A 24,534-nucleotide genomic window follows, 5' to 3' on the forward strand; every position below is an offset into this window, starting at 1 on the left:
CCGTGCTTACAAATACTCTGAATTTAAAAAAAAATATTAGCAAGAAAAAAACACAAACATATATTGTTTTAGAATCTAAATATATTTTTATTAAAGAAACTCAAGAAATTATATATAAATATATCAGTAAAAAAAAATCTTGCAAAAAAACTAACATAATGATCAAAAATTATACTGATTGGGAATATATTTGTAATCAAATAAAACAACAAGATTTATTTTCTACTACACATATTTTCAATATAACTATTTATGATTCCAATATATCTACATTTTTAAAAATTAATATGAACAAACTAGAAAATTTATCTAATATTAAAGTTATTAAAATTTTTTATTTTCCTAAATTAAAATATAATTTTTTATGTAATAATTTTTTTCATAATTGTATAAAAAGTTCTATAGTATTAGTCAATAATTCCTTTTCATATACTAATAATATAAATTATTGGATAAACAAAAAAATCAAGAAAAATAACGTTAAAATCAGCTTATCTGCAAAAAGATTTTTATCAAAAAAATTCTATGTTAATATTAATTTTTACGCAAACTTACTAGAAAACATAATTTTGCTCTATCCACATACCAAAATAACGTATAAAAAATTATATATATATTATAAAACAACAAAAAAACTTGAATACTATGATTGGATAAAATCCATTATAAACTTCCAACAAAATAAAGCAATTAAGAAGTTGTATGCGTTAAAAAAACAAAAATACGATGTTACTATTTTAATTGATTCTTTTAAAACATTAATATATATAATTTTATATTATAAAAATAAAATTTTTATAAAAAAAAATTATATTAATTTTACATTATATAAAAAAAAAATAATGAAATTATCAATATGTTCTATAATTAAAAAAACTACACTTGAAAAAATACTACTAGTTTTAAAATTACTAAAAAAAATAGAACTATGTTCACAAAATAATCATAAAAAAATAGTATGGATGAATTTAAAAACATTATCTATACTTTTAATTTAAAGTTATATATTAATAAATATTATAAGTTAATACATAAAACTATCGAATTTATATACAAAAAATAACCATAAGAAATTTTTATTAAAATATATTCTTTTAAAAAAATTAATATTAAGAGATACAGATCATGCCAATCATAGTAAATTTATTAAAATTACGATGTCCAGATGTAATCATGATGTTGAGAAAAAAAACCAGAAAGTTAGAAAAAGGACAGAAAATTCTAGTCCTAACCGATGATAAATTTAGTAATACAGACATTATTTTATTCTGTAGATTTATGAAACACAAATTATTATCGAGTTCACTTAATAAAATTCCATATACATATTTAATTAAAGTTCATACCAGGTAAATATAATGTATAAATATATCAAATATAAAATTATTTTATAATGAGTTTATTAAAATATTTAACATACGACGCAAAGGTTCAGCGGCACCCCATAATAATTGATCTCCAACGGAGAAAGCGGAAAAATATTTTTTTCCGATATTTAATTTTTTAATGCGTCCGACAGGAATATCCAAGGTACCGGACACTCGCAAAGGATTTAGTTGAGCAGTAACAGAATTAAAATTATTATCAATAACTTTTACCCATGGATTATGAGATGAAATTAATGATTCAAATTCTCGAATTGAAATATCGCGATTTAATTTAATTGTAAACGATTGACTATGGCAACGTAAGACAGGTATGCGTACGCATGTACCATCAATTAAAATATTTTTTTTAGAATTTAATATTTTATTAGTTTCCGCTGATCCTTTCCATTCTTCTTTAGTTTGTCCATTTTTCATAGATACATCAATCCATGGAATTAAATTACCTAATATCGGAATTTTTGAATTATGCACAGAATTATACATGTTATTTAATGAACCAGTAAATATTTTTTCTACATCTAAAATTGATTTCGATAAAGGAAGGTGTGGAGAAATATTTTGATATACATGTTCTATTTGCTTAATTAAATTTAACATACCTTGTGAGCCACTGCCAGATACTGATTGATATGTAGATACAGAAATCCAATCAACAAGATGATTTTTAAATAAACCACCTAAAGCCATTAACATCAAACTAACAGTGCAGTTTCCACCTACAAATGTTTTAACTCCTTGTTCTATCCCTAATTGAATTGACTTTAAATTAACTGGATCTAAAACAATGATAGAATCATCATGCATTCTTAAATACGAAGATGCATCAATCCAATAACCTTTCCAACCATTTTTTTTTAATTTTGTATAAACTTGAGTCGTATATCTTTCCCCTTGACATGATACAATAATATCTAAAGTTATTAAATATTCAATGTTATATGCATCTTCTAAACGTGTAGCAATACTGTTAGTAACATGTGGGGGAGTTCCGCATAATTGTGATGTAGTAAAAAATACTGATCTAAAACCAATAAAGTCATTATTTTTTTGTAAACTATCTAACAAAACCGAACCAACCATTCCTCTCCAACCAATAAAACCAACTAATTTTTTCATAATTATTATTCTCAATTATATAAATTATATGTAATAAATGATAAAAATCATATACTCATACAACTACATTATTATATATCTCATTAAAGATAATTTAATACTTTATTATTTATTCATTACAATAAATTTTACTATAAAAATTACATTAAATTTACTAAGAAAAAATAATTTCATTACTTTATTAAAATTAATAATTTTATTATACTATAAAAATTAACAATTTGATAAAATACTTGTGGTAATTATTGTTAATGTAAATTAAATTATAAAATTACATATTTTTTAAAAAACATACAGATGTGTGTTACAAAAAATAATTATTTAAATTCATTAAAAATTTAATTATATATATCTTTAGTATTATATACACAGAATATTTTATATATAACTTAAATATATAAAAATAATTGTAATTATGAATTTTTAAAATAATATTAATTAATAAAAAAATATTTATATTTTTTATTAATCAAAAAATTAAGTATAATGATTTAACAAATATATTTCTTAAAAACAAAACAATCACAATAATATGAATTAGTAATTAATTAAACATATATTTATATTTCTCAAAATAACCTTATTACATAAATAATTTTTCATATATATATAATTTTCATAATAAATAAATTATATGTATTTATTATAAAAAATTAAAAAATTATATATAGTAAAATATATAAATAACTATAAATATTAAATATTTATATAGTCAAAAAATTGTATAAATAAATAAATGGATGAATAAAATGTTACATATGCAAGATATTGATCTAAATAATAAAAGAGTATTTATTAGATTAGATTTAAATGTTCCGTTACACAACGGAAAAATTACTTCTAGTGAACGAATTGATCGAGCAATTCCGACAATAAAATTAGCATTAAAAAAAAATGCAAAAATAATAATAGCTTCCCATTTAGGAAGACCAAAAGAAAATCAGTACGATAAAAAATTTTCTTTATTTCCTGTATTTAAATATTTACAAAAAAAATTATACGGAATAAATATAATTTTTTTACAAGACTATTTACAAGGAGTATCAATCGAGTCTAACCAGATAGCTGTATTAGAAAATGTTCGATTTAATCCAGGAGAAACAAAAAACAACGAACAATTATCCCAAAAATATGCTAATTTATGTGATATTTTTATAATGGACGCTTTTGCTACCGCTCATAGAGTAGAATCTTCTACGTATGGAATTTGTAGTTTTGTGAAAAAATCGTGCATCGGTCCATTGTTATATTCAGAAATAAAAACATTAAAACGCATATTCCATAAATCACAACATCCTATAACTACAGTAATTGGTGGAGCTAAAGTATCTACAAAATTTAAATTATTAAGTTCGTTACTAAAAATTACAGATAATATGTTAGTAGGAGGAGGAATAGCTAATACATTTATTTCTGCATTTCATTCGGTGGGAAGATCATTACATGAAAAAAATTTCAAAAAAATAGCAAAAAAACTATATGAAACAAAAAAAATATTTTTACCTATAGATTCTTTAGTTAGTACATCATATTCAATAACATCAACGGCTCAAGAAAAATTAATTTCTAATATTATGCCTAATGAAGAAATCTTAGATATAGGCAATAAAACTATTCAAAATTACACAAAAAAAATTCAAAAAGCTAAAACAATAATTTGGAATGGTCCTATGGGAGTATTTGAATTTCCAAATTTTAGAAAAGGAACTCGGGAAATTGCACAATCAATTGCAAATAGTGCTGCTTTTTCTATTGCTGGAGGAGGAGATACAATCGCAGTCATTGATTTATTTAATTTAAAAAATAAAATTTCTTATATTTCTACTGGAGGAGGTGCTTTTTTAGAATTCATAGAAAATAAAACTTTACCTATTCTAAAAAAACTAAAATACTAATAAATTATAGAGTTATAATATTTTCATTGAAGTATACCAATGATGATATTTTTATAAAATAGGAAAAATTATGTGTAAAATTTTAGACTATATTAAACCAGGCGTACTAAATTCCAAAGAAACACAAATTATTTTTTCATTAGCTAAAAAACATAAATTTGCCATACCTGCTATAAATTGTATTAGTACTGATTCAATGAATAGCGTACTAGAATCTGCTGCAAAAATGCAATCTCCAGTAATTATTCAGTTTTCTTATGGAGGAGCTTCTTTCATTAGTGGATTAGGGTTAAAAAATCATAAACCTCACTCAAATGCAATAATAGGCGCTATATCAGGAGCACAACATATTCATTTATTGGCTAAATATTATAAAATACCGGTTATATTGCATACTGATCATTGTGATATACATAATCTTGAATGGATTGACGGTTTAATTAAAGAAGGGAGTAAATTTTTTAAAAAAAATAAACGCCCACTATTTTCTTCTCATATGATTGATTTATCTAAAGAGTCAATAAAAAAAAACACAACTATTTCATCTCAGTATCTAAAAAAAATAACTAAATTGAATATGTTTTTAGAAATAGAATTAGGTTGTACCGGAGGAGAAGAGGATGGTGTAAATAACCTTAACATAAATAAAAAACTATTATATACTGACACTAAAGATATTTATTATACTTTTAAAAAATTAATCAAAATCAGTAATAATTTTATTATTGCTGCAGCATTTGGAAATACACACGGGGTATATCAACCTGGTAATATATTATTGAAACCTTCTATTTTAAAAAAAGCACAAAAATATATAAGCAAAAAAAAAAAATTACCGCATAACCCATTAAATTTTGTTTTTCATGGAGGATCAGGGACAAATAGTAGTAATATCAAAAAATCTATCAATTATGGAGTTGTAAAGTTTAACATTGACACAGATATACAATGGAGTTATTGGAAAGGGGTATTAGATTTTTATTGTAAAAATAAACAGTATTTACATAGTCAGTTAGGAAACTCCCTGGAAGCTAATCAACCAAATAAAAAATATTATGATCCTAGAGTATGGTTGCGAAGCGCACAAAATAATTTAACAAAATATTTAGAAAAAATGTTTAAACTACTAAATTCTTTCGAAAAATTATAAATAATAATAAATGTATATTCTTATTGTGAAAACATAAAATCATGATATGATGATATATCATTCGTATCATTTAAAATAAATATATGACTCTTATTAAATATTTTTAAAAAAAATATGTTATTGTATTGACAATTTTGAGTTACTCAAATATATAAATTAATTATTATTTTTTAATATTGAATAAAAATATTTATTTTTTAATACTCTTTAATACAATAAAAAATGCGCAAAAAAATTTTTGCTATAAAAAAAATAATAGAAGCATTCTATGTAATAAACTGCATAAATAACATTGGTTTATGTTTTTTATTAAACAAACAAATGTTTATATCTTATATAACAAATTTATTTTTTGCAATTATTATAATAATTATTGGTTTTTTTTTTAGTCAATTTCTTGCCAATGGAGCTCTTAAGTTGTTTTCTGCTCGTCACATAGACAATACTGTTTCTGGCTTTTTATCTACTTTAGCTCGTTACACAGTTATTACTTTTACAGGAATCATTGCTTTAGGTCAGATTGGTGTACAAACAAAATCCATAATTGCTATAATAGGAGCGTCCGGAATGGCTGTAGGATTGGCTTTACAAGGATCTCTGTCGAATTTTGCTGCAGGTGTCTTATTAATTTTATTAAGACCTCTTAGAACGAGTGAATATGTAAATTTAGGAAATGCTGCTGGAACAGTACTACATGTACACATTTTTTATACAACTTTAAAAACACTAGATGGAAAAATTATAATTATACCTAACGGAAAAATTGTTGCTGGTAATATTATTAATTATTCTCGTGAACCAATACGAAGAAATCAATTTGTGATAAACGTTGCTTATGATTCAGATGCAGATCTAGTGATTTCAGTTCTACAGGCAGTTATTGATCAAGAAGAACGTGTATTAAAACATCCAGGTAATTTTGTTGGATTAAATGAATTTTCACCTTCTTCATTAAAATTTATAGTTAAATGTTGGTGTCATACAACAGAATTAAATTCCGTATATTCTGATTTAATGTTAAATTTTAAAAAAGCTTTAGATAAACACAATATTACTATTCCATATCCAAAAATGGATATTTATTTTTATAAAAAAATAAACAAAATATTAAAAATAAGCGATATAAATAGTGTAGAGAGAAAGAAAAAGTAATACACATAAAATCTAAAATAGTATAGCGTAGAAATTTTCTACGCTATAAAATTATAATACTAAGAATGTTATTAACTATCATGTTAAAAATATATCAATCTAATCAAATGAATTTTTTAGTAACAAAGTTATGTAAAAAAATACAGTCCAAAAAAAATTTTTTCAATAAAAAAACTATTTTAATTAACAATACTTACATCAAACAATGGTTAGAAATACAAATATCCAAAAAATTAACAATTTGTATGAATACACAATATGTAGAAATTTCTAAATTTTTTATTAACTTAATAAAACAATCTGACTATAAACTGAAAACGGTAAAACCTAGCATATTTGAAGTAAAATATTTAAAATGGATTTTAATGTCTATTATTAGTAAAAAAAAAGATTGTATATTTTTAAAAGAAAATGGTATTCAATATAATAATTATGAATTTTGTTTACATATGGCAAATGTTTTTGTTAAATATATTTTTTTTCAACCAGATTTAATTTATACGTGGGAACAAGAAATAAAAAATAATATTTGGGAAAAAAAAACAATATGGCAAAAAAAATTATGGAGTGTAGTAATACAAAAAAAAAAAAATTCAGGAATTACAAGCTTTACTGAAATTATAAATAATTTTAATAGAAACATAGATAACTCTTGTTTTTTAAAATTTATACCAAAAAAAATTTTGATATTTTCAAACACATCTATAAATCCATTTATTACAACAATATTACATATCATTAAAAATATAACTTCAATATATTTATTTCAATATGCCTTTAAAAAAAAAAAAAATATACAAATACATCAATTGATTTTTTAATTAAAAAAAAAAATTTATTAATAAAACAAAAAACAAAAAAACTCTTATATTATAAAAAAAATTTTTTTTATAAAAAAATATACACAAATAATATTTTATATAAATTACAATATGATATATTTAAAAATTCGCTAGAAAGTAGCGTTTCAACAAAAATACATTATGAGAATCATCATTCCCTTTCTATAAATCAATGTAGTTCTTATCTACAAGAAATTCAAGAACTATATAAATACATCATACATATATTAAATACTAAAAAAAAAATAACACTAAATAATATTTTAATTACAGCTGATAATATAAAACCTTATATTTTTTATATTAATAACATATTTAATTCCACAAAAAAAAATAATTCTATAATTCATAGTATTTCAAAAAGTAACAAAAATAAAAAAAAAATAATTTTAACTATAAAAAATTTATTTAAAATTAAAAACAATCGTTTTAAATATTCATGGGTATTATCTCTTCTAAACACAAAGTATTTAAGAAAAAAATTTTACATTAAGTCTAGCGATATTAAAACACTATATTCCTTTATATCTGATTTATATATTCGTTTTGGATTTGATAAAAATCAATTCAAAAAAATGTCTATTCCTAAAATTAATACATATTCATGGGAATATGCAATTAGTAGAATAACAACAGGATATGGAGCACAAAAAAATTATTCAATATGGAATAATATTTCTACTTATAATGTATCTTGCAAAAAAAGTAATATACTATTAGGTAATTTTATTAATTTAATCATTACGTTAAATCAACTAAGAAAAAAATTATTAAATAAAAAAACGTTAAAAAATTGGTTTCATATTTTCACAAAAATAATAAATAAATTTTTTCATATACCTCTTAAATACAAAAAATTCTTCTTTATTCTAGAAAATAAATGGAAAAATATAGTCTCTGAAGGAATTATTATGAATTATTCAGAAAAAATATCTATTGATATTATAACGGATATTTTTTTCAAAAATAGTTATTCATTATTCAAACATGACGCATTTTTCACTGGAAAAATCAATATCACGAATCTAAAAAATGTAAGAACTATTCCGTTTAAAATGATTTGTGTTCTAGGATGTATACAAGGTAATACCCCTTCTCTAAAAAAAATAGATGGATTGAATCCTTCTAGTAAAAAAATATATCACGATAATAAAAATATATTTTTTGAAACCATTATGTCTACTCAAAAATATTTTTTTTGTAGCTTTGTTAAAACAACAGTTACAGAAAGTACATCTTATGCATCAAAATATATTATGGATATCATATTTTATCTAAAAAAAATTTTTTATATAAAAAAAAATGTGTTTACTAAAAAAAAAAAAAATTACATCAATAATATATATATTAAACATGAATATCAAACAAATCATTCATATTTTATAAATCAAAAAACAGAATATTTATTACATAAAAAAAATTTTTTTAATAACTATAAAAAAATAAAAAAAACTACTCAAAAAAATATTTCAATTAAAAAATTAATAAATTTTTGGAAAAATCCAATTCAGTACTATTTTAAAAAAATATTAAAAATACCAAAAATAGATAACACAACAGAAATTTTATCAGAAGATGAATTATTTTCTATAAATTCTCTAAATCAATATTATATTAATAAAAAAATTTTAAAAAAAAAAATTCTAAATAAAAAAACTAACTCATTATATAAAAAATTAAAATTACAAAATAAAATTCCATATGGATATGTTGGGAAAGTTTTATGGAAAAAACAAGAAAAAAAAATAAATATTTTAGCAAAAAAAATTAATGCTTTAAGAAACTCTCCAACTAAAAAAAAAATCAACATAAAAATAAAAAAATATAAGTTATCAGGAATTGTAAAAGAAATAAATGCATACGGTCTAATTAGATGGTCTGCTAGCCAAATTAACTATAAAATTATAATTTCAACGTGGATTGAACACATAATTTATTGTTCATTACATTCACGTACAAAAAGTATATTATTAGGAATTAATAATTCAAGTATAAAATTTTTACCTTTAAAAAAAAATAAAGCTAAAAAATATCTAAAAAAATATCTCCAAGGATATTTAGATGGTATAAAAAAACCTATATTAATATTAAATTCTGGAATTATTTGGCTACAATCATTATATATTCCAAAATACCGTATATTAAATACTAACACTAATGTTTATATTATTGCTAAAAGAAATTTTTTGAAAAAATGGAATGGAAATTCATTTTTTGCAGGTGAGAAAAAAAATATTTATGTTCAAAAATTAATACCATACATAAATACTACTCAAATAAAAAAAATTTGTAATACATGTAAATATTGGTTATTACCTCTTTTAAAAAATTCTAATATTAAAAAATATCATTTAAAATAAATGATATCATATTTATATAAATCTATTAACTAGAAAGATACAATATGAAATATATTTCTTTAGACATGAAAAAAATACCTGATCATGGTATTACTTTAATAGAAGCATCTGCAGGAACTGGAAAAACATTTTCTATTGTTACTTTGTATCTACGTTTACTTTTAAATCTTGGCATAAAAAATACATACAAAAGACCGTTATCTATATATGAAATATTAGTAGTTACATTCACAGAAGCATCAAAAAATGATTTAAAAAAAAGATTATACAAAAAAGTTTGTCAATTACATGCTGATTGTATCAATACTGATAGTAAAAAAAGTGAATTAATTGATATTGTTAAAGATATCAAGGACATAAAAAAAACTACTAAATTATTACAATTTGCAAAAAAAAACATTAATTCCATCATGATATATACATTACATGGTTTTTTTTTAAATACACTGTATGAGCAAAAATTTTTATGTAATCAAGTAATACCTATTAAAATTTTAAAAAATATAGAAAAAATAAAATTAGAAGCTACGAAAGATTTTTGGAGAAATAATGTATACGAAATAAATGAACATATTACTTACCTTATCATAAAAAAATGGCCTACTCCAAAAAAATTGTTTAAATACATCAATATTTTACTGAATCAAAAAAAAACAAAAGTTCACTATAGTTTTTCAAAAAAAACTAATTTAAAAAAACAATATGATAACATCATAAAAAAAATTAATAAAACTAAAAAATTCTGGAAAAAAAATAAACATGAAATACAAAAATCAATAATACATACCAATATAAATAAAACAAAAAGTAAACATGAAAAACTCAAAAAATGGTTTTATCAAATAGATCATTGGTCTGTAAAAATCACAAATAATTGTATAATTCCAAAAATATTAAAAAATATTCAATTTTGTAAAATATTATCAAACCAATTAATAAAAAAAAATTCTCAATATATCTTGTTTAAAAAAATAAAAAAAATTTTTACAAGTTATAATTTATTTTTTAAATACTTTATTTTTATGGCTTTAAAAAAAATACCTCAAATAATTCAAAAAAAAAAAAAAAAAAAAAAGGGATTAGAATTTGATGACTTAAATAAAATTATGTTAAAACAAATAAAATTAAAATCATCTACAATAAAAAAAAACATCATTAAAAAAAATACAGTCACTATAATTGATGAATGTCAAGATATAGATAATATCCAATTTAATATATTTTATGAATTATATAATAATGTGCATAATAAATCACTTATTTTATTTGGAGATCCTAAACAATCTATATACAGTTTTCGTGGAGCAAATATATTTTTATATTTAAAAATCAAAAAAAAAATAAACAAATGTTTCATTTTAGAAAAAAATTTTCGTTCATCAAAAAATATGGTAACTGGAATTAATAATTTATTCTCTCGTATACAAGCGCCATTTATATGGAAAAATATTAATTTTAATAAATCATCATCATATTCAAAAAACAAAAAAATTTACTTTTCAATTAATAAAATAAAACAATCAGCATTTAATCTTATTGTTAAATATGATGTTGAAATGAACACTGATGAATATTATTCGTGGATTTCAAAAGAATGCGCAAATTCTATCTATAACTGGTTATCAGATAAATTAAATAAAAAATCAATTCTTAAATTAAGAAATCAAAAAAAACGTTGTATTCAACCTAAAGATATAGCTATTTTAGTAAAAAATAAATATGAAGCTAGTTTAATTAAACAGGAACTACACAAAAAAAACATCAATTCCATTTATACTTCCCGTAAAAAAAATATTTTTCATACTACAGAAGCACAAGAATTAATGTTAATTATGGATGCAATAATTGATTTATCTAATAAATTAAAATTTAAAAAACTGTTAATGACAAAAATATTTAATATTAGTATAAATAATATTCAGTTAATTAATAATCAAATACATACATATTTTTATTTACTAAAAAAATTAAAAAAATATTATACAATATGGAATACTATTAACATTTCACAAATGATCGCCAAAATAATAGTTGATTTCAATTTATTAAAAAGAAATACCTTAACACAAAAAAACAACATTAATATACAAAATATTACTACTATATGTAAAATTCTAGAAAAAAAAAACCAAAGTATAACAAATAAATTTTTATTAATCACATGGTTGAAAAAAAAAATTTTACAAAAAGATATTGATAATAGTAATGTTATCTATACTGAAACAGTAAATAGCATAGAATATGCAAAATCCATTAAGATAATTACAATACACAAATCAAAAGGATTAGAATATCCTATAATATGGATTCCTTTTTTTAGTAAATTACAGATAAAAAAAAGTAATTCTATATCTTCCAAGCATATTTTATCTGAAGATTTACGTTTATTATATGTAGCTATAACTAGAAGTATAGTACACTGTAATATTGGTTTAGCAGTAATTTCTAAAAGAAAAAAAAAAAAAACAAGTTATAAAAACTACACAAATTTTCATAAAAGTAGTTTAGGATTTTTGATACAAAAAGGAAAAAAAAGTAGTCTATTGAAACTAAAAGAAGAATTATACAAACTACAAAATCCTGAAATTTTTCAAATAAAATATACATGCAAAATAAAAGAAACGATTTATAAAAAAAAAATTATACAAAGAAATGATCCAGTGTACTTAAATGTGCTAAAAAATACAATAAATCCCTGGAATAAAATTAGTTTTTCTAAAATTGTAAAAAAAAATTTGTTTTACAAAAAAAAATATATTCTATCAATTTTTCAAAAAAAAAAATCTACACTAAAAAAAAATCAATATATATTTTGTAAAAACAACATTCATCAGTTTCCTAGAGGAAAAGAATATGGATTATACTTGCATAAAGTTTTTAAAAAAATAAATTTCAAAAACACAACAAAAACAAAAAAAATTCTTAATCAATTAAATTATTTATCATTATCTGAAAAATGGATAAATAAATTATATACTTGGATATGTAATTTTATATCAAAACCATTACACAAAAACTGCTTAATTTTAAATCAGTTGAAAAATACAGAATATCAAAAAGAAGTAAAATTCACTGTACCAATAGAAAAAACTATCAATATAAAAAAATTCAACTCTATTATTAATAATTTTGACCCATTATCAAAAAAATGCACAAATATCAATTTTGAAAATGTTTCTGGTGTGCTCACTGGAGTCATAGATTTAATTTTTTTATGGAAAAAAAAATACTATATTATTGATTATAAATCCAATTGGTTAGGACCTAATTATACTTATTATACCCAAAAAAATTTTCAAAATGAAATAATTAAATATCGTTATGATATACAATATCAATTATATAGTTTAGCTATGCATCGTTATTTAAAATTAAAAATTAAAGACTACGATTATAAAATACATTTTGGAGGAATTTTTTATTTATTTGTAAGAGCATTTGATGAAAAAAATGATTCTAGAGTTTATTTTATTAAACCTGATTATTTATTAATACATAACTTGGATAATTTATTATACGGAAAATTATATGATACCTCAAAATAAAAAAAAATTTTTTAGAATAATTAACAACGCAAAAATTAATAACAAAATTCTTTGTATAAACTTTTATTTTTGTTTTAATAAAAATTTCTCGAAAATTGTTCCAGAGGTAATATTAGTGATGTTGTTTTTAAGTCAATCACTATATTCAGGACATACATGCATACCAATAAAAGTATTTAAAAAAAAAAAATTATTTTCTAAAAAAAATGATTTATTTTTTAAATTATTTCAACTAGTTAGTGAGGGTAACAAAAACTGGTTTGATGTTGTTATCAATAGTAATGTATGTAGTAATGGAGTACACAAAACCCCTTTAGTTTTAGAAAGAAAACGTTTGTATATATATAAATATTGGTATTCTGAAACAAAAATAATTGAATTTATTTACCATCAAAGTTTAAAATTTAATACCAAAAATCTAAAAAAATATAAAAAAATAATAAAAAAATATTGTTCAAAAAACGTTGATTACAATCAATCAATGGCTATTCAAAAAGCGTTATTAAATAAGATATGTTTCATTATTGGGGGACCAGGAACAGGAAAAACTAGTATATTAGCATATTTAGTCTTAGTTTTAATTAAAAAAACTAAAAAAAAAATTAATATTCAATTATCAGCATCAACAGGAAAAGCTGCTGCTAAATTAACTCAATCAATATATTGTATTTTAAATAAAAAAAAAATGAACAAAGATGAAAAAATGTCATATCCTAAAATCGGAGTCACTCTTCATAGTTTATTTAATATTCAAAAAAAAAATAATCAATGTAAAAATCTTCACATTAAAACATATAAAAAAATAGACGTATTAATTATAGATGAATGTTCTATGATAGATTTAAATATGATGGATATCATTGTCACTAATATAAAAAAAAAAACAAAAATAATATTTGTCGGAGATGTTAATCAATTACCTCCTATAGAAAACGGATCGGTTTTAAAAGAAATATGTAACGTAGAATATCAAAGATATTATAAAAATACACAATTTAAAAAATTAGATACTATAAATAATCAAAAAAAGAAAAAACAGTATATTTCTATTTTAAAAAAGAAATATAGATTTATTAAAAATTCAGGATTAAACAATCTTATTAATTTATTAGAAAAAAAAAAATACTTTAATATATCAAATTTTTATAAAGAAAAATATCCAGATATTATATGTAAATCATTACACACACAATCTGAATATCTCGATATGTTGAAAAAAATAAAAAAATATTATGAAAAATATATACAATTTCTAAAAAAAAAATCTAATCCTAAAAAAATAATTCAAAAATTTAATAAATATCAAGTTCTATGTGCAGTAAAAAAAGGAATATATGGAACAAAAAAAATAAATAAATACTTAGACCAATGTTTTTTTTACAAAAAAAAAAAAAATCCAAGAAAAAAAAATTTTTTTTATCACGGAAAACCATTATTAATCAAAAAAAACAATACTTCTTTAAAATTAATGAATGGAGATATTGGAATTTGTTTAGTCATAAAAAATAAAATTAAAGTATGTTTTATTCTTCCAAACCAAAAGATTCATATGGTTGATCCATACATTTTATTTGATTATGATTCTGCATGGTGTATAACTATCCACAAATCTCAAGGATCAGAGTACTCTTCCGTTCAAGTTATTATTCCTAATAATTCATATTCAATACTATCTAAAGAATTATTCTATACTGCCATTACCCGAGCAAAAAAAAAAATTACTATATACTCTAATAAAGAAATAATAAAATTTATGATAAAAAAAAAAAAAAAAAGATATTCTGGATTAAGTAAAAAATTTTATAATTAAAAATTATGGTTGCGGGAATTGGATTTGAACCAACGACCTTCGGGTTATGAGCCCGACGAGCTACCTGACTGCTCCATCCCGCTATCAATTTTTAATATTATAACATAATAAGAATTATGTACAACCTTTTTATAAAAATATTTCAGTTAAAATAAAATTTTTAAATTAATAATATCTATTTAAAACTAATAATATTTTAAAATATAATATTATTAGTTTTTATATTTATAATGCTTGTCAAATAATAAAAATATTTAAAAAATACAGAGAAATTCTATATGAAACCTTTAAAAAGAAGAAAAGCAAGAGAAATGGCTGTTCAAACAATTTATGCATGGCAAATTTCTAAAAATATTGTTATATCAGAAATTACAAGATACGTTGTTCATCAAAATAAAAAGTATTCATTAGATGTAATATACTTTAATCAAGTAGTTTTCGGAGTTATTAACAGTGTTCACTATTTAGATAATATTATTAAATTACATATATCTCAAACAAACTTCAGGATAAATCCAGTTGAACAATCAATATTAAGATTATCTACTCATGAAATTATGCAACGTATAGATATTCCATACAAAGTAATTATCAATGAAGGAATAGAATTAGCAAAAATATTTGGATCAAATAAAAGTCATAAATTTATTAATGGTGTTTTAGATAAAATTATGTATGAAAAAAACAAAATTAAAACTATCTAAAAATATAAAACATAAAAAAAATCAAAAATTTAAAATTATGTATATAATATTGCAAATTACTAATTATATAAATTTTATTTATACTATAAAAATTAACTATCAATTTTATAAAAAAATATTTAAAAAAAAAGATTAAAATAAATAATTATTTATAATATAAAAATTATTTCTTGATTAATATCAATAAAAAAATTCTTATGGTATCATTTATATCAATACTAAATGTATATCAATTAAATTAAATACTTTATTTATTGTATAAAAATAAAAAACATGAAAAAATGGAATAAAAAATTTGCACAATCTATTGCAGATAAACTTAAAATTAATTTAAATAAAAATCACTGGAATATTATTTTTTGTATGCGAGATTTTTATAAAAAATACAATATTACACCTTCTACTAGAATGTTGTTAACATATATGAAAAAAAAAAACATATTCTTGACTAGTCAAGATTTATTTATCCTTTTTCCTAAAGGATTCATGAAATATGCTAGTCAAATTTCTGGATTGCCGCCTAACAGTAACTGTTTTTAAAAATATATTTATTAAAAAAAATTTAAAGATAAAACAATACTAGTAAAAAAAATCACAAAAATAGACAAAAAAAACATAATTCGAGACCATTTTTTATAAGAAATAAAATAATTTTCATGTATTATGGAAAACAAAAACCAAAAAAAAACACATATATTTACATAAAAACAACTAAAAATATGCACATAATTAAAATAATACAATAACAAATTTAATAAGAAAATACTCATAATACAAATAGATATACATTTTTTTGTATATTTAAAACCATATATCGTTGGAATAGTAGGAATATTTGCATCTTGATAATCTTTATGTCGATACAATAAAATAGAATAAGCATGAGCTATTTGCCAAAAAGCAAAAATAAAAAATAAAATTACACAGCATCCGTCAATCTTATTACTTACAGCTACATAACCTATAATTGGTGGTAAAGAACCAGATACACTACCTATAAATATAGAATAACATGATTTTTTTTTTAACCATAAAGAGTAAAGAATTACATAAAAAAATATTCCTACCATCGATATTATCGTACACAAAAAACTTACATATTTCAAAAAAATATATAAACCAAAAAAACATAAAAAAACAGCTAATACGAATGAAAAAACTAACAATTTAAAATTATTATAAATACACAAAATCCTGTTTTTAGTACGATTCATTTTTTTATCTAAGTGTCTATCAATAATGTTATTAAAAATACAAGATGAAGAAATTATACAAATAATTCCTAGTATTATTTTTAAAAATAATATTTTTAATAATTTACCGCGAGAAGCTAAAAAAAAACCACCAGACAAACTAATTATATTACCTAAAACAATACCTGGTTTTATTAATTCAAATATTTGTATTATCTTATATATTTTCATAGAAAAAAAAAATTTTAATATTAGTGATGTAAATGATCGAAAATCCATAAAGACCCTATAGTAATAATACTAATAATTGTGCTTATAAATACTAAAGACAATATAATAAAAATATTTTTTTTTGAAAAACGCATACCTAAAAAATATTTAAAATAAAAAAAAATTTGCATGCTGATTAATAAAAAACAAAAATATACGTAATAATAACAAAAATAAAAAAAATTATTCAGTACAAAAAAATACGAAAAAATAAAAAAAGAAGACAAGAAAAAACCAATAAAAATTTTTTTTTTAATAAAAAACATCATAATTTTTATAAATTTATCTTTTATTTTTACAAACATCATCAATACCTCATTAATATTCAATATTTTTTATTTATTATCTTAAATATACACATGCAATCAATATTGTCCATATAATATCTAAAAAATGCCAAAATAAACAAAAACAAATCACTGAAGTATTTACAAAAAAAGAAAAATCAAAAACAAAAATCTGACCAATTAAAACTAATATCCATAATAATCCTAATATAATATGTAAACTGTGTGTTCCTAAAATAACAAAAAAAGAAGAAAGATAACCATTAGAAATAGGATAAAATCCTTTCTCTAGAATCTGTAAAAATTCTAAAAATTCCAATGCTAAAAAAATACCTCCTAAAATTAGAGTACACAATAAAGAAATTACAACATATTTTTTTGAATTTTTTTTTAAAAAATATTTAATTAAACTGCAAAAAAAAGAACTACATAACAAAATAAACGTTTCTAAAAAAATTACTGGTCTGGAAAACAAATGATTTTCTTTCAAAAAATTATTATACCCGTGTCTCGACATTATAATATGTACAACAAATAATACAGAAAAAATAATACAATCACTCATTAAATAAATCCACATACCAAAAATATTTTTATTTTCTAATGAAAAATATGAAATATTTCTTTTTTTTTTGTTCACTTATAATCCTTATATAAAGTTCATTTTCTATTCTGTATAAGTTTCACTTATTAAAAATCGTTCTTCTATTTTAAAAAAATATTATTTAGAAATAATATATCCTTTATCTATTTTGAAGGATATAAAAAAAACACTAAAAATAATACCAAACAACGAACAATATACTAACCACCAAATATGCCATACCATGGAAAAACCTAATATTGTAGTAAACATACTAATAACTATACCCATATAGGTGTTATTCGGCATATGAATAGAGTCAGAAATACCTTTTTTGATGAAAATTTTTTTTTCATGTTTTTCATACCAAAAGTTATCTATTTTTTTAACAACAGGTATATTAGAAAAATTATATACTGGAGGAGGAGAAGGAATAGACCATTCTAATGTTCTTCCATTCCAAGGATCTCCACTAATATCTTTATATTTATGAGAATGTCGATTTTTAATAGATACAATTAATTGAATTACTTGGAAAAAAATGCCCAATAAGATTATAAATGCACCCATAGTTGCAATTGTTAATAAAAAATGATACTCAGTATCAATATTTTGACTTAATCGACGAGTCATACCCATACATCCTAATATATACAAAGGAATAAATGCTACAAAAAAACCAGTAATCCAAAAAACAAAAGAAATTTTTCCCCAGTATTCATTTAACTTAAAACCAAAAATTTTAGGAAACCAATAAGTTATACCAGCAAAACAACCAAAAACAACACCCCCTATAATAACATTGTGAAAATGAGCTACTAAAAATAAGCTATTATGAAGAACAAAGTCTATTGAAGGTATTGACAATAACACTCCCGCCATGCCACCAATAGTAAAACTAATCAAAAATCCTATTGTCCATAGCATAGAAGAATGAAATCGAATTCGACCACGATACATGGTAAATAACCAGTTAAATATTTTTACGCCAGTAGGAACAGCAATGATCATGGTAGTGATACTAAAAAAAGAATTTACGTCAGCTCCTGAACCCATAGTAAAAAAATGATGCAACCATACTAAAAAAGATAAAACAGTAATAACAATAGTAGCCCATATTAAAGAAATATAACCAAACAAAGATTTTTCAGAAAATGTAGACACAATTTCTGAAAAAATACCAAATATTGGTAATATCAATATGTAAACTTCTGGATGTCCCCATATCCATATTAAATTAACATACATCATCATATTTCCACCCATATCATTAGTAAAAAAATGAAAACCAGCATATCGATCTAATGATAAAAATGTTAATGTAATAAATAAAACAGGAAAAGATATTAATATAAGAATATTAGTACATAAAGCAGTCCAAGTAAAAACTGGTAATTTAAACATTGTCATTCCAGGAGCACGAAAATTAATAATAGTTACTATAAAATTAATCGCAGTTAAAATAGTACCAAAACCTGAAATCTGTAAAATCCAAATCCAATAATCAACACCTACTCCTGGACTATATTGAATTCCCGATAAGGGAGGATAACCTAACCAACCAGTCTTAGCAAATTCACCTATTCCTAAAGATAACATCATCAAAATAACTGAACTAGCTGTTAACCAAAAACTCAAATTATTTAAAAAAGGAAAAGCTAAGTCTCGAGCTCCAATTTGTAAAGGAACAACAAAATTCATTAATCCAATAACTAATGGCATAGCAACAAAAAAAATCATAATTACACCATGAGCTGTGAATATTTGATCATAATGATTAGAAGGTAAAATACTAATATGATTCGGTAAAGAAGAAAAAAATTGCTGCAATCGCATCATTATTGCATCCGAAAACCCTCTAAAAAACATAATAAAAGCTAGTACAAAATACATCACAGCAATCTTTTTATGATCAACTGAAGTAAACCATTGATTCCATAAATAATTCCACTTTTTTAAGTATGTAATATACGCACATATAAACACTGAAACAAAAATAATCGCCATACATGTAATCATAATAATTGGTTCATGAATAGGTATAGAATGAATAGTTAATTTTCCAAACATTATTATTTACCTTCAAATATAAAATATATATTACATTAATTATTTTTTATTAAAAAATTTAAAAATTACTATTGTTTAATCGGTTAAACATATTTTTTATTTTATAAAACATAAAAGGATCCACATATGAAAAATATTGTATACAATTTTTTATATTGTCACGTGATAAATATAAAAATTGTTTTTTAGAAAATAATACGTGATGATGTGATTGTATTTTTTGAATCCATGTATTAAAGTCCTGAATATTGTCTTGCACAAAAACTTTAAATTTCATATTAGAAAAACCAGAACCACTATAATTAGAAGAAATTCCTTTATATACACCACTTTTATTAGCTATTAAGTATAAATCTGTTTGCATTCCTGCCATAGTATAAATTTGACTACCTAAATCAGGAATAAAAAAAGAATTCATAATAGATTGTGAAGTAATTTTAAAGTGTATTGGAACATTTTTAGGAAAAGATATTTCATTAAAAGTAGCTACTTTATAATGAGGATAAATAAACAACCAACGCCAATTCAAAGAAATTACTTCAATGACAATAGGTTTATTAAAATTTACCTTCAAAGATTTACTAGGATCTAATTTATGTGTAGTTAACCAAGATAAATTAGCTAAAAAAAATATTATAATGATTGGAATAATCCAACATACTGTTTCTAGTAAATACGAATGAGACCAATCCGGCAAATAATCTGAAAAAATATTAGATTTACGATAGTAAAATACAATTATTATAGTTAAAAAAATAACAGGAACCACAATAACTAACATAACTCTAAAAACTAATAATGCTAACTGTAGTTCATTTCTTAAAATATATCCATAAGCATGAACATGTATATTTTTACTTAAAAAAAATAACAGTAAAGATAAAAAACTAACAAAAAATATGGTTAAAATTTTAAACATATTATATTTATTAAATATTTTCATAAATTTAAACCTATATAATACAATATATTTATTCATTGACGTTATAAAAAATAAAAAGCAAATAAACAAAAAAATAATATATATTGTAAAAAACGTTTAATACTTCAATTAGAGTATACAATAATAATAAAGTTTAATAATTCTAAATTGACAGCTATTACAATTATATTGTATATTAAAAATAATAATATATTTATCCATATAAAATACTATCATTAACGTTAAAAACTAAAAGTATAAACATACTGATACAAAAATACAAAAAACAAACTTATTTTTAAAATGAAAATTTTTAAAATTTATAAATAATTATATCTATACATTAATAATTTAATCATTTGAAAACCAATAAATACTAAAACAGTATACTCAATAAATATTAAGAAATTTTAATTATTATAACCATAATTATAATTTTACTATAACATAGTAATCTAATAAAACTAGATCATCATGAAAAAAATCATTAAGAAAAAAATAAAATCTACATTAAATATTCTTTATTTAAAAGTAAGTAATGTTAGTAATATACATAAAAATCAAAAAAAAAATCTAAAACATTTTTTTATTGTAGTATCTGCTTACGAATTTAATAAGTTATCTTTATACAGTCAGCATAGCATTGTATATAAAATTCTTTTTAAATATATTCCACAAAAAATTTATGCAATACAATTACACACCTATACAACATATCAATGGGAAAAAATAAAAAATCCAGTATTTTTATTAACGCCATGCATATATCAGAAAAAAAAAGGTTAATTAAATTTAACTTATTAAATCAATATATATAAAATAATATAGAAAAAATTTAAGAAAAAATCATATCATATTGTATTTAATTAATTATTAACAATTTAAATTATAAAAATAATAAAAATATATTATAAGTATAATTATTATTATAAATATATATAAATATTTTATTGTATTTTTATAATAATTCTTTAGTTAAAAATATTGCAATATATTTTAAGAAAATTATAAAACATTACATACCATGTATGTATACATACATAAAAAATATAAATTTATAAATGTTTAGTTATTGTTTAATAATATAAAAGATATTTTATTATTTTTTTAAAAAATGACAAATAACTATTCATACATAAAAAAATAATTAATTATTTACATAAATTCATACATCTAGTTTTATAGAAATAAATCAACAAAAATATTTATATAAAAATATAACCATTGTTTAAAATAAGGATTACATATGAAATTTAATGACAAAAATAAACAAAAATATCATAATATGTCTTTAATACCTTTTGTAATTGATAAAAGTTATCAAGGAGAACGTTCGTATGATATTTTTTCACGATTATTAAAAGATAGAATTATTTTCATAACTGGAACTATAAATGATAACTTAGCTAGCATTATTATATCTCAAATATTATTTTTGGAAGCAGAAGATAAAAAAAAGGATATTTTTTTGTACATTAACTCTCCTGGAGGAATAATTACATCCGGTTTATCTATTTATGATACTATGCAATTTGTTAAACCAGACATCAATACAATTTGTTTGGGACAGGCTTGTTCTATGGCAGCTATATTATTATGTGCAGGAAAAAAAGGAAAAAGATTTTGTTTACCAAACGCTAGAATTATGTTACACCAACCTCTTGGTGGATTTCAAGGACAAGCATCAGACATTATAATTCATGCTCGAGAAATAAAAAAAATAAAAAAAACAATAAATTATTTATTATCTTATCATACACAACAATCTATTGAAAAGATAACACAAGATATAGAACGTGATTATTTTTTTTCTCCAAAAGAAGCAATTAAATATGGTCTTATTGACTTAATTTTAAAAAATAAAAAATAAAATTTATATAAAATCATATAATCACTGACAATAGAGAAAAACATGAATAATACGATTAATAATCAAAATTATATATTTTGTTCATTTTGTAAAAAAAAAGAAAACGAGATAGAAAAGATGATCAGCGGTCTATCTGGACATATTTGTAATCAATGTGTGGTATTGTGTTATGATATTTTAAATACAAAAAAATCACAAAAAAATAAAAAAATAATTCCATTATCTAAGCCTAATGAAATAAAAAAATACTTAGATAAATTTATCATAGGACAAAAAAAAGCTAAAAAAACAATATCAGTAGCTGTATATAATCATTATAAAAAATTAAATTATGTATTAAATAATGATAATACAATTAAATTAGAAAAAAGTAACATTTTATTAATTGGTCCTACAGGAACAGGAAAAACATTAATTGCCGAAACATTAGCAAAATATCTAAACGTACCATTTTCTATTGCAGATGCTACTTCACTTACAGAAGCGGGATATGTAGGAGAGGATGTAGAAAATATTTTACGAAAACTAATTGAAAATAGTAATTACGATATAAATGAAGCAGAAAAAGGAATCATATATATTGATGAAATTGATAAAATAACTAAAAAATCAGAAAATATTTCTATAACCCGAGATGTGTCAGGAGAAGGTGTTCAGCAATCTTTACTGAAAATAATAGAGGGAACTATTGCATCTGTACCTATAAAAGGAAATCGAAAACATCCCCAACAAGAAACTTGGAAAATTGATACTTCAAAAATTTTATTTATCTGTGGAGGATCATTTTTTGGGCTAAAAAATATTATATATAATCGTATAAATAATACCTCTAATATTGGATTTAATAAAAACATAAAAAAATCTATTTATATTAAAAGTACATCAAAAATATCAATACAACCCCAAGATCTCATTAAGTATGGACTAATACCTGAATTTATTGGAAGATTACCTATTATCGTAGAACTTGATAACTTAACCGAAAAAGATTTAATACAAGTTTTGTGTAAACCTAAAAATGCTTTAATAAAACAATATAAAAAATTATTTTCTTTAGATAACATTAAACTTAAATTTGATAATTCTGCTTTACAAGAAATTTCAAAAAAATCCATAAAAAAAAAAACTGGAGCCCGAGGTTTACGCTCAATTTTAGAGTCTCTTTTATTAAATGTAATGTATCAAGCGCCTCAGCTGAAAAACATAAAAAGTGTATATATTGATGCATCAGTTGTTAAAAAAAATAATGCTCCCAAATTATCTTTTTTTAAAAAAAAATCAGATAAAATAACATAATATGGTAGTCTATCATCAGAAAAAAGTATTTACAGTAAAATACATTCTATTTACTAACATCCCAAATAAAATATACAACTA

General features: G+C 21.1%; 19 protein-coding genes and 1 tRNA gene. 14 read left to right on the forward strand and 6 right to left on the reverse strand.

The window, feature by feature from the left end; translation table 11 throughout:
- Positions 1-2 precede the first annotated feature (2 nt).
- Positions 3-998, forward strand: coding sequence for a hypothetical protein (locus BUCISPPS3390_RS01450; protein WP_154060877.1), 996 nt, complete (start codon positions 3-5; stop codon positions 996-998).
- A gap of 127 nt (positions 999-1,125) precedes the next feature.
- Positions 1,126-1,353 (forward strand): sulfurtransferase TusA, encoded by a 228-nt coding sequence (gene tusA, locus BUCISPPS3390_RS01455; RefSeq protein ID WP_154060878.1) that lies wholly within the window; start codon positions 1,126-1,128, stop codon positions 1,351-1,353.
- A 35-nt stretch (positions 1,354-1,388) separates the two neighbouring features.
- Here tusA and asd read toward each other — a convergent pair whose 3' ends face one another.
- Positions 1,389-2,504 (reverse strand): aspartate-semialdehyde dehydrogenase, encoded by a 1,116-nt coding sequence (gene asd, locus BUCISPPS3390_RS01460; protein ID WP_154060879.1) that lies wholly within the window; start codon positions 2,502-2,504, stop codon positions 1,389-1,391.
- 749 nt (positions 2,505-3,253) lie between these two features.
- On the opposite strand from asd, the gene BUCISPPS3390_RS01465 reads away from it, so the two are divergent.
- From BUCISPPS3390_RS01465 to recD, 7 genes are all read left to right on the forward strand, one after another.
- Positions 3,254-4,399 carry a phosphoglycerate kinase gene (locus tag BUCISPPS3390_RS01465; RefSeq protein WP_154060986.1) on the forward strand — a complete coding sequence of 382 codons (1,146 nt, stop codon included), beginning with the start codon at positions 3,254-3,256 and terminating at the stop codon, positions 4,397-4,399.
- A gap of 70 nt (positions 4,400-4,469) precedes the next feature.
- Positions 4,470-5,549, forward strand: a complete 1,080-nt coding sequence (fbaA, locus tag BUCISPPS3390_RS01470) for a class II fructose-bisphosphate aldolase (RefSeq protein ID WP_154060880.1) — start codon at positions 4,470-4,472, stop codon at positions 5,547-5,549.
- Positions 5,550-5,804: 255 nt separating this feature from the next.
- Positions 5,805-6,701: a small-conductance mechanosensitive channel MscS gene (mscS, locus tag BUCISPPS3390_RS01475; RefSeq protein ID WP_172599038.1), complete on the forward strand. Its 897-nt coding sequence runs from the start codon at positions 5,805-5,807 to the stop codon at positions 6,699-6,701.
- A gap of 80 nt (positions 6,702-6,781) precedes the next feature.
- Entirely contained in the window at positions 6,782-7,522 is a 741-nt protein-coding gene (locus tag BUCISPPS3390_RS01480) for an exodeoxyribonuclease V subunit gamma (RefSeq protein ID WP_172599032.1), read from the forward strand.
- Between the two features lie 596 nt (positions 7,523-8,118).
- Positions 8,119-9,903 (forward strand): exodeoxyribonuclease V subunit gamma, encoded by a 1,785-nt coding sequence (locus BUCISPPS3390_RS01485; protein WP_172599033.1) that lies wholly within the window; start codon positions 8,119-8,121, stop codon positions 9,901-9,903.
- A 44-nt stretch (positions 9,904-9,947) separates the two neighbouring features.
- Positions 9,948-13,448, forward strand: a complete 3,501-nt coding sequence (gene recB / locus BUCISPPS3390_RS01490) for an exodeoxyribonuclease V subunit beta (protein WP_154060884.1) — start codon at positions 9,948-9,950, stop codon at positions 13,446-13,448.
- Positions 13,432-15,258, forward strand: coding sequence for an exodeoxyribonuclease V subunit alpha (gene recD / locus BUCISPPS3390_RS01495; RefSeq protein WP_154060885.1), 1,827 nt, complete (start codon positions 13,432-13,434; stop codon positions 15,256-15,258). Before recB ends, recD begins: the two co-directional genes overlap by 17 nt.
- 6 nt (positions 15,259-15,264) lie before the next feature.
- On the opposite strand, the gene BUCISPPS3390_RS01500 is transcribed toward recD, so the two are convergent.
- Positions 15,265-15,341: transfer RNA gene (locus BUCISPPS3390_RS01500), tRNA-Met, on the reverse strand.
- A 195-nt stretch (positions 15,342-15,536) separates the two neighbouring features.
- Between BUCISPPS3390_RS01500 and nusB the strand changes: the two genes are divergently transcribed.
- Positions 15,537-15,962, forward strand: coding sequence for a transcription antitermination factor NusB (gene nusB / locus BUCISPPS3390_RS01505; RefSeq protein WP_154060886.1), 426 nt, complete (start codon positions 15,537-15,539; stop codon positions 15,960-15,962).
- Positions 15,963-16,235: 273 nt separating this feature from the next.
- Positions 16,236-16,502 carry a TusE/DsrC/DsvC family sulfur relay protein gene (locus tag BUCISPPS3390_RS01510; protein ID WP_154060887.1) on the forward strand — a complete coding sequence of 89 codons (267 nt, stop codon included), beginning with the start codon at positions 16,236-16,238 and terminating at the stop codon, positions 16,500-16,502.
- 11 nt (positions 16,503-16,513) lie between these two features.
- Here the strand turns inward: BUCISPPS3390_RS01510 and BUCISPPS3390_RS01515 are convergent, their stop codons facing one another.
- The 4 genes from BUCISPPS3390_RS01515 to cyoA form a co-directional block, all read right to left on the reverse strand.
- Positions 16,514-17,434: a protoheme IX farnesyltransferase gene (locus tag BUCISPPS3390_RS01515; protein ID WP_154060888.1), complete on the reverse strand. Its 921-nt coding sequence runs from the start codon at positions 17,432-17,434 to the stop codon at positions 16,514-16,516.
- Between the two features lie 333 nt (positions 17,435-17,767).
- Positions 17,768-18,352: a cytochrome c oxidase subunit 3 gene (locus BUCISPPS3390_RS01520; RefSeq protein ID WP_154060889.1), complete on the reverse strand. Its 585-nt coding sequence runs from the start codon at positions 18,350-18,352 to the stop codon at positions 17,768-17,770.
- 81 nt (positions 18,353-18,433) lie between these two features.
- Positions 18,434-20,365 carry a cytochrome o ubiquinol oxidase subunit I gene (gene cyoB / locus BUCISPPS3390_RS01525; protein ID WP_154060890.1) on the reverse strand — a complete coding sequence of 644 codons (1,932 nt, stop codon included), beginning with the start codon at positions 20,363-20,365 and terminating at the stop codon, positions 18,434-18,436.
- A gap of 58 nt (positions 20,366-20,423) precedes the next feature.
- Positions 20,424-21,308 (reverse strand): ubiquinol oxidase subunit II, encoded by an 885-nt coding sequence (gene cyoA / locus BUCISPPS3390_RS01530; RefSeq protein ID WP_154060891.1) that lies wholly within the window; start codon positions 21,306-21,308, stop codon positions 20,424-20,426.
- 453 nt (positions 21,309-21,761) lie between these two features.
- On the opposite strand from cyoA, the gene BUCISPPS3390_RS01535 reads away from it, so the two are divergent.
- From BUCISPPS3390_RS01535 to clpX, 3 genes are all read left to right on the forward strand, one after another.
- Complete coding sequence (locus tag BUCISPPS3390_RS01535; RefSeq protein ID WP_154060892.1) at positions 21,762-22,073, forward strand: BolA family protein; 312 nt, start codon at positions 21,762-21,764, stop codon at positions 22,071-22,073.
- Positions 22,074-22,533: 460 nt separating this feature from the next.
- The gene (locus tag BUCISPPS3390_RS01540; protein WP_154060893.1) at positions 22,534-23,157 is read left to right on the forward strand and encodes an ATP-dependent Clp protease proteolytic subunit; all 624 of its coding nucleotides are present in this window, start codon (positions 22,534-22,536) and stop codon (positions 23,155-23,157) included.
- A gap of 42 nt (positions 23,158-23,199) precedes the next feature.
- On the forward strand, positions 23,200-24,453 hold the full coding sequence (clpX, locus tag BUCISPPS3390_RS01545; RefSeq protein WP_154060894.1) for an ATP-dependent Clp protease ATP-binding subunit ClpX: 1,254 nt from the start codon (positions 23,200-23,202) through the stop codon (positions 24,451-24,453).
- Positions 24,454-24,534: the final 81 nt, after the last annotated feature.

The sequence above is a fragment of the Buchnera aphidicola (Cinara cf. splendens/pseudotsugae 3390) genome, from assembly GCF_900698845.1.
Taxonomy (GTDB): Bacteria; Pseudomonadota; Gammaproteobacteria; order Enterobacterales; family Enterobacteriaceae; genus Buchnera_F; species Buchnera_F aphidicola_AM.

Excerpts from the sequence above, each read along its gene's own strand:
- tusA (WP_154060878.1), top strand. The coding sequence starts at position 1,126 with ATGCCAATCATAGTAAATTTATTAAAATTACGATGTCCAGATGTAATC.
- asd (WP_154060879.1), bottom strand. The coding sequence starts at position 2,504 with ATGAAAAAATTAGTTGGTTTTATTGGTTGGAGAGGAATGGTTGGTTCG.
- BUCISPPS3390_RS01465 (WP_154060986.1), top strand. The coding sequence starts at position 3,254 with ATGTTACATATGCAAGATATTGATCTAAATAATAAAAGAGTATTTATT.
- fbaA (WP_154060880.1), top strand. The coding sequence starts at position 4,470 with ATGTGTAAAATTTTAGACTATATTAAACCAGGCGTACTAAATTCCAAA.
- BUCISPPS3390_RS01480 (WP_172599032.1), top strand. The coding sequence starts at position 6,782 with ATGTTAAAAATATATCAATCTAATCAAATGAATTTTTTAGTAACAAAG.
- BUCISPPS3390_RS01485 (WP_172599033.1), top strand. The coding sequence starts at position 8,119 with ATGTCTATTCCTAAAATTAATACATATTCATGGGAATATGCAATTAGT.
- recB (WP_154060884.1), top strand. The coding sequence starts at position 9,948 with ATGAAATATATTTCTTTAGACATGAAAAAAATACCTGATCATGGTATT.
- recD (WP_154060885.1), top strand. The coding sequence starts at position 13,432 with ATGATACCTCAAAATAAAAAAAAATTTTTTAGAATAATTAACAACGCA.
- nusB (WP_154060886.1), top strand. The coding sequence starts at position 15,537 with ATGAAACCTTTAAAAAGAAGAAAAGCAAGAGAAATGGCTGTTCAAACA.
- BUCISPPS3390_RS01510 (WP_154060887.1), top strand. The coding sequence starts at position 16,236 with ATGAAAAAATGGAATAAAAAATTTGCACAATCTATTGCAGATAAACTT.
- BUCISPPS3390_RS01515 (WP_154060888.1), bottom strand. The coding sequence starts at position 17,434 with ATGGATTTTCGATCATTTACATCACTAATATTAAAATTTTTTTTTTCT.
- cyoB (WP_154060890.1), bottom strand. The coding sequence starts at position 20,365 with ATGTTTGGAAAATTAACTATTCATTCTATACCTATTCATGAACCAATT.
- cyoA (WP_154060891.1), bottom strand. The coding sequence starts at position 21,308 with ATGAAAATATTTAATAAATATAATATGTTTAAAATTTTAACCATATTT.
- BUCISPPS3390_RS01535 (WP_154060892.1), top strand. The coding sequence starts at position 21,762 with ATGAAAAAAATCATTAAGAAAAAAATAAAATCTACATTAAATATTCTT.
- BUCISPPS3390_RS01540 (WP_154060893.1), top strand. The coding sequence starts at position 22,534 with ATGAAATTTAATGACAAAAATAAACAAAAATATCATAATATGTCTTTA.
- clpX (WP_154060894.1), top strand. The coding sequence starts at position 23,200 with ATGAATAATACGATTAATAATCAAAATTATATATTTTGTTCATTTTGT.